Origin of the sequence: Variovorax sp. CCNWLW186 (assembly GCF_037203865.1) — a bacterium.
Classification (GTDB): Bacteria; Pseudomonadota; Gammaproteobacteria; order Burkholderiales; family Burkholderiaceae_C; genus Variovorax.
In genome coordinates, this window is sequence record NZ_JBBCBO010000046.1 from 1 (window position 1) to 6,327 (window position 6,327).

The 6,327-nt window shown below is 62.2% G+C and carries 12 protein-coding genes; all 12 read right to left on the reverse strand.

Going from position 1 to position 6,327, the window contains the following annotated elements; all coding sequences use genetic code 11:
* Positions 1 to 24: 24 nt before the first annotated feature.
* The 12 genes from V9K97_RS27115 to V9K97_RS27170 all read right to left on the reverse strand — a co-directional run bounded on the left by V9K97_RS27115 (position 25) and on the right by V9K97_RS27170 (position 6,307).
* Positions 25 to 600, reverse strand: a complete 576-nt coding sequence (locus V9K97_RS27115) for a recombinase family protein (protein ID WP_337321921.1) — start codon at positions 598 to 600, stop codon at positions 25 to 27.
* A gap of 158 nt (positions 601 to 758) precedes the next feature.
* Positions 759 to 2,123, reverse strand: a complete 1,365-nt coding sequence (locus tag V9K97_RS27120; protein WP_337321922.1) for a zonular occludens toxin domain-containing protein — start codon at positions 2,121 to 2,123, stop codon at positions 759 to 761.
* A gap of 3 nt (positions 2,124 to 2,126) precedes the next feature.
* On the reverse strand, positions 2,127 to 2,432 hold the full coding sequence (locus V9K97_RS27125; RefSeq protein ID WP_337321924.1) for a hypothetical protein: 306 nt from the start codon (positions 2,430 to 2,432) through the stop codon (positions 2,127 to 2,129).
* A gap of 9 nt (positions 2,433 to 2,441) precedes the next feature.
* Complete coding sequence (locus V9K97_RS27130) at positions 2,442 to 3,752, reverse strand: hypothetical protein (protein WP_337321926.1); 1,311 nt, start codon at positions 3,750 to 3,752, stop codon at positions 2,442 to 2,444.
* A gap of 141 nt (positions 3,753 to 3,893) precedes the next feature.
* Complete coding sequence (locus V9K97_RS27135) at positions 3,894 to 4,127, reverse strand: hypothetical protein (RefSeq protein WP_337321928.1); 234 nt, start codon at positions 4,125 to 4,127, stop codon at positions 3,894 to 3,896.
* 11 nt (positions 4,128 to 4,138) lie between these two features.
* A complete protein-coding gene (locus tag V9K97_RS27140; protein ID WP_337321929.1) occupies positions 4,139 to 4,378 on the reverse strand; it encodes a hypothetical protein in 240 nt (79 codons plus the stop codon).
* Between the two features lie 9 nt (positions 4,379 to 4,387).
* On the reverse strand, positions 4,388 to 5,290 hold the full coding sequence (locus V9K97_RS27145) for a rolling circle replication-associated protein (RefSeq protein WP_337321940.1): 903 nt from the start codon (positions 5,288 to 5,290) through the stop codon (positions 4,388 to 4,390).
* Between the two features lie 2 nt (positions 5,291 to 5,292).
* Complete coding sequence (locus V9K97_RS27150) at positions 5,293 to 5,427, reverse strand: hypothetical protein (RefSeq protein ID WP_337321931.1); 135 nt, start codon at positions 5,425 to 5,427, stop codon at positions 5,293 to 5,295.
* Positions 5,424 to 5,570: a hypothetical protein gene (locus V9K97_RS27155; RefSeq protein ID WP_337321933.1), complete on the reverse strand. Its 147-nt coding sequence runs from the start codon at positions 5,568 to 5,570 to the stop codon at positions 5,424 to 5,426. The genes V9K97_RS27150 and V9K97_RS27155 overlap by 4 nt, the downstream gene beginning before the upstream one ends.
* Positions 5,567 to 5,788, reverse strand: coding sequence for a hypothetical protein (locus V9K97_RS27160; protein ID WP_337321934.1), 222 nt, complete (start codon positions 5,786 to 5,788; stop codon positions 5,567 to 5,569). The genes V9K97_RS27155 and V9K97_RS27160 overlap by 4 nt, the downstream gene beginning before the upstream one ends.
* 11 nt (positions 5,789 to 5,799) lie before the next feature.
* Complete coding sequence (locus V9K97_RS27165) at positions 5,800 to 6,003, reverse strand: hypothetical protein (RefSeq protein ID WP_337321936.1); 204 nt, start codon at positions 6,001 to 6,003, stop codon at positions 5,800 to 5,802.
* 10 nt (positions 6,004 to 6,013) lie between these two features.
* The gene (locus V9K97_RS27170) at positions 6,014 to 6,307 is read right to left on the reverse strand and encodes a single-stranded DNA-binding protein (RefSeq protein ID WP_337321938.1); all 294 of its coding nucleotides are present in this window, start codon (positions 6,305 to 6,307) and stop codon (positions 6,014 to 6,016) included.
* Between the last annotated feature and the right edge of the window lie 20 nt (positions 6,308 to 6,327).

The following is a 6,327-nucleotide window of genomic DNA, read 5'->3' on the forward strand; positions in this document are numbered from 1 at the left end:
TGTACTTTTCGACCATAAACCGGGTTACTTCAAGGAAGCAGACCCGGGCCTGATCACTCGGTGGACAGCGCGTTTCACCGCCATCTCGTTGACCTCGAACATCTCGGCCAGCACCCCCATGGTGTACCACCCGCTGAGATAGAGCCTCACCACTTCCGACTCTAGCTCCCTCGCCATCGCACGCGGCCGTCCCCACGTTTGACCTCTGGCCCGCGCCGCTGCTTGTCCGGCCATGCAGCGCTCTCGAATCAAGGCACGTTCGAACTCTGCGAATGACCCGAGCATCTGCATGAACAAGCGACCCGCAGCGGAATGCGTGTCGATGGTTTCAGTCAACGATCTGAAGCTTGCCCCGCGAGCCTCCAACAATGCCAGGACGTCAAGCAGATGCGAAAGAGAACGCGCTAAGCGATCCATCTTGTAGACCACCAAAACGTCGCCAGGACCGACCCGCTGCAGAAGGTCATCAAGCACCGGCCGATGCTTCACGGCCGACCGCTTTTCCTCATAGACGTTCGAGACTCCAGCCCGCAAAAAGGCCTCGAATTGCACAGCCGTGTTTTGCTCGACCGTAGAAACGCGCGCGTATCCAAAAATCATTGTTCTAACCTCCAAATGAAAAACGCCACCCGAGCGGTGGCATGAATGACTGTGGCGAAAAGCCGGGTACAGGGTGTGCGAGGGTCTTTCCCCCGCAAGCGGGTCCCCGAATACCGGCTTAGCAGGAAGGGGGGCGCATGGCCCGGGGCACGTAAGGCCTACCCGCCAGTCTGAAACGACCACTTAGAGCCAGCTGGCACACGTGGCCTCGCAGGCTCACCGGCAGCTGCGACCACGGGCGCGGAGGCACCGGCTTTCGCTCCATCGATGATCGACAAACCAGAGGGCGAAACGACAGAAGACCCATCGCCCGATATGCCGGCCTGCGACGGCGGCAGGCCGCCATCTGCGGCCGGCTTCATGCTGGCTTGCCGGTAATCCGACACCCGGCCTTCAGCCTCAACGGGCCACATGGTGGCTAGCGCGTTCCACTCGCCCAGGCTGAGCTTGACGGCGGGACCGATGACCTCGACCCGAACGCCCAGCTGCTGAAGCGTGTCGATCCCGATGCGCTCCAGGACTCGCGTATTGCCGTCTACCCACTCCACGACACCGGCCGTCTTGCCCCTGAAGGTCATCAAGCCCGAGAGCCGAACACGCCCTTTGGTGCCCAGGTCAGCGAAATAGCGTTCTTCAGGCGATCTGGTGTCTACTGGTGCCTTGGCCTCGACCTGTGGTTTTGCGGCCGTTGGCGGGGCCGCTGGGGCCGTTGGCGCGGCCGGGATGGCTCTCGCGGCCGATGCGCTGCCCGGCTTGGCCTTGACCGGCTCGGGCGGATGGAAGAAGGCCCAGAGTTTCCAGCTGCCGAAGATCAAGCACGCGACCGCGAACACGGCGCCGTACTTCACCATGCCGCCCTTCCAGAACACGATTCGATCATCGGTATAGGTGTCGGTGTCGGTGTCGCCTGAGACGTGGCTCTTATAGGTGCCGAAGTACTTGGGATCGTACTTGTTCAGCTTGTCCGCGACCTTCACAAACTCGCCGTTGCCCTGGCCCTTGTGGATCGTGACGCGATATCGCTTGTCCGCGCCCAGAGCGGTGAGCTTCAGAAAAATGAACTTCTGATCGACGCGCCGACGCCAGAGCGCCAGGACGTCCAGCAGCGATTGACCCATGAGCAGGATCGTGATGCCACGGTGCCCGTGCTCGGTCACAAACTGGGTCAGTTCGTCGCTGGCCTTCGTGCGGTTCGACCACCAGTTTTGCGCCTCATCGAACACGTGCAGCGCGTTGTCGCGGGTCTTCTCGATCCACGTGCCATCGATCATGACCTTCTTGCCGTTGCGCTCGACCTCGCGCGGCCGCATGTCCTCGCGCGTCAGCGGGAACAGCAGTTCCTTGACCTTCTCGAGAGCGATGCCAGAGGCCTCAGCGATGCGCTGCTTGCATTCGTCGGTGTCCAGGCCTTCGATGTACGCGACGACCTCGCGGCCCTTCTTGAGCCACGGAATCACCAGCGTGCTCATTGCCTCGTACGACTTGCCCGAGCGCGGGAGGCCTTCATAGAAAAGGATTGCCATGGTCTACCACTGGAAAAGGGTGAAAATTTTTCGGAGCATGCGGAAGGCATAGCCACCGCCGACGATTGCGAGCGCAGCAGGCACGCCGCATGCACTGACGATGTACAAAATGCCGCTGTCCATCGAGCCGAAAAGCCCGCCCAGGCCAGCTGTGAGCCAGCCCGGCATAGGGATCGATGCGATGAGCGACACGAAGGCGTTCACGACGCCTTCAAGGATCGAAACAAAGATGTCTGAGAGGAAGTCCCAGACGGCCGTGAACAGCTTCGCAATGAGCTTCAGCAGCCACTCGGTGAAGTCTTTAAGCATGGCCGGTCCTCAGTGATCGATGGCAACGCGAAACGCCATCCACGTGGCGAGCATCAGCAGCACCATGCGGACGATGAGAAACATCTGCGCGGCGAAGTTGGTGCAAAACATGTCGAAGGTCACGGCCTTATTGAGGAACGGCACCACACCGCTGGGACTCGGGCAGCTGCCTCCCGAACCCACGGTGAAGAAGCCGCCCACCGCACTGCCCAGAGGCGCAGCCTTGAGGTCATCGCTGGCCTTCTTCATGACCTGGGCAATGGTCTTGTCCTTCTTCGCGTACAGGTCGCCGATGCCCGCACCTTCACCGCCGCAGCCCTGGGCAGACGGGTTCTCCTGGCACGTGCTCTGCGACACGCCCGCACCCTTGCCGCCCTGGGTCTTCTGGCACACCGCATTCGTCGGGTCCTTAGCGCACTTGTCGGACAGCGACTCAGTGCGCGATGTGGTGCTGGTGCTGACCGCGCCGCCTGCGGTCGTGGTCGTTGTAGTCGTCGTCGTGGTGCAGTTCGCCCCCTCGCACTTCGTCGTTTCCTTCACGTCCTGCTTGGTGCCGCTGGCATCGGTCGAACTGGTTTGCTTGACGCCTTCAATGCCCTTGTCAGGCTCGGCTGGAACGCATCGCGTCTCGCCGTTGACCGTGCCTTCAAAACCGCCGGGACAGGGGTCATCCTTCGACGGTGGCGTAGGCGATCCCTGATCCGCTGTACACGTGCCGCCATCAAACGAACCGCTGCCCGCCCAATTGATCTTGGTTCCATCGTCGGATGGCGCACCGATCCGATCCCCAAGGCTTGCACTGCATCCCTTGCCCGCATCGGTTCCACCAAACGGCGGGTCAGGCACGTAGCACGACGTGCCAGGCACGCCCGAGGCCTTCGGGGCCGATCCGCTCATCTTGAACGTGTTCTTTGCTGCGGCATGCTGCTGGCAGAACTGTTCAAGCTCGCTCACCTGCGCCACGCACATCGTGTGCGTCGAGTCCTCTTGGTAACCACTAGCGCACTGACAACCACCAGCCACCGAGGTACTGTTTGCAGGACAGCCAAGCCGACCCTCCCGCCCCGTCTGTGACCAAGTCTTGCCGTATTGATTCTGAAAGAACACCCAGCACTGCGCGACAGGACGCACCTCGTACCCCCTCGACTCATTCGGCGGTGTGATGGTGATGAACGTCGCAGCCTGTGGACACGCCGAACCAGCGCTATCGCCCCAGGCTGTCCACTGGCTGCCATAGGTATATCGGTACTCGTTGACCTGCGGAATCACCGCATGCGCGCCGCTTGCATACATCGCAAGCAACAGCAGCACAAGGCGCACAACGCTAGACATTCCACAACCCCGCAACACACGCCGCACCGCAGCACACGCCGCAGAAGAAAGCGAAGATCAACCACATACACACCTCCGAAGAAAAAACGCCCCGGTGCAAGGCCGGGGCGTAGGGTGGAACACTGCTGATTAGCCGCGAATGAAGCCGAGCACCTTGCGCGCGCCCCAACCTGCGACCTTCGGGAGCATCATCAGCGCGGCGATTGCCAGGACGGCAGTCACCACGGTGCCGAAGTCCACGGCAGCCGTCAGGGACGAGAAATCCGGGCCGGTGGTCTGTGCGAACACGGGACCAGCCGAAGCCAGGACGAGAGCCAGGGCACGGCCCTTGTTGTTGCGAGCGATGCGAGCGAACTTGTTCATGGAAAACCTCTTCAATAACGAATGAAACGAAGCACCGCCCCAGCAGCCCATCCAATGACGTAGCTGCTGACCACAAGAGTGAATCCGAGCGCCCAGGCGGTGCCGAAATCGGCAGGCGACGGAAATGCAATACCGTTCACAGCGGAAAGCTCTGAACCGGTGATGAGCACCACGGCACACGTCGCCATGTCGGCGGGTTGCGTCGGGGTGGAAGTGATGACGCCGGAGGCGTCGGGTTGCGCGCAGATCACGACACGTCCTCAATGCAACGTGACGGGCTCTGGAAGCCACGAGAACGGGCCGGAGGGGTCCACCCTGCGAGGGGTGGTCCTGATGCGGATAAAGCTCTGAAAACCGCCGCCTGTTGGTGCGAATTCAGCAAGCAGAAGCTCGCCGGTTTCAGCATTGAGGTAGCCGCCTCCCGGCGCAGGTCGGAAGCGGTCGTTGACCGAAGCATTGCCCTGCACATACGCAGGCCAAAGAACCCAGCGACGGATATCGCGCCCAGGAGCATCCATGCCCCCTGCGCCGTGAATGCGTGCTCCATGGGGGAAGCTCCCAACGTTTTTGCTCTCCACCTTGGAGGCGTATTTCATGAGGTAGGCCACGGGGGCCGTGGACTTGTCGCGACGGCTCATGCCGTGGGGCCACATCGGCGGCTCCCAGTGCACGAGGCCAGCCTTGTCCTTGCGCTTCCAGCCGAGATCACCCTTGGGCGGTGTGAGCCCGCCAGCGAGCCAGACGATCACGTGGTAGTGGATGACGCCGCGTTTCTGAAGCTCAGCGACCCACGCATAGCGCAGCGTCTTGGCACCTGTCACCGCGTAGTGCCACTTGCGCAGGGCATCGAGGTAACGGCTGATGTGCTCGGGACGCCAGTTCCTGTTGTCGCCCTCGTAGGTCAGCGTCTGCATCCAGATTTGCTGGTTGCGCGGACCCATGTTGTGCAGCTGCTTCGCAGCGATCCCAAGGCCTTTGCGAAGACGGGTGACACGCGCTTGCGCGCGGTCGATGGTGATGCAGTTGTCAGCCCAGGCAATGACCGTGGGCTGACTCCTGCAAGTTGTTGATACTGAGACAAGCCCGCGCGCTGCGCGCGCTTCCGGCGACGAACGACGCGCACGAGCGGCGAAGGCTTCGCCAGCAGGAGAGAGCGCGAGCATGCTCACTTCGTCACCTCGATGACGGCAGGTACGCCCAGCTGCTTGAGCCAAGACTGATACGCGCGAGCCTCGGGCATGCACGAGCACACGCGCGTGCCAAGGCCACGGAAGCGAGGAAACCAGACGGTGATCGTCATGGCTGGGCCGCCTGACGTGCGACCACGTCGCGAATGATCTGGGTCACCCGCAGTTCGCTGTAGATGCACACCAAGGCGGTGATGCACCAGAGCACCAACGCGACGACACGCAGGTATGCGGCGAGGCGTCGGGCGCTGATCACAGCAGGCGCTCCAAGTCGAGGAAGATCGCGCACACGAGCCATGCGCGGTAGGCTTCTTCGGCTTGCTTGGTGGCTTCGTCGCGTGCACCAGGGCACAGCGCGACCTCCCAGAACTCGGCCGCATCAGCGGCACGCTCGAAGCGCGCACTGTGGGCCGACATGAGGCGCAGGGCCTCGGGAGCATCAGGCTCGAACAGCGCCAGCTGGTCGAGGTTCACGGCATCGCGCTTCACAGCGATTCACCCGCGACGGGCACAGTGCCCACGAGCCACTGCAAATCGATGACCACCGTGCGATCTGCATCGACGGTGGCGGTGATCGTCAGGCCGTCCGGCTTCTGGAAGCCGTCTTCTTCCTCGTTGGCCTCACGCAGCAGACCCAGGACAGCGCCCTGAATCTGCGCGAGCCGTGCAGCATGCATGGCTTGGTGCATGGTGCACCCCTCAAGCCTTGGGGAGCGGTGCGAGGCGCGGAGCCACCGCGAGGTTCCCCGAGCGGTCCACGTACAGGCTTGCGGGGTGCAGCTGGTATTCCCCGACCGCGTAGACCAGCGGCTGACCCTGGTCGTTTTTGTCGAGGATGATTTCGGTTTTCTCGGGGAACGGATTCGGCTTGCCGTCCTTGGCAACGGTGTGGATGTACACCGTCTGGAAGTCCATGTTGTAGGCCTTGCCGGAGGTCTTGCCGACGCCCGCTTGGTTGCGGGTGATGACAGCGGGGATGCTGACTTTGATCATTTGGTGGCTCCTGTTAACGT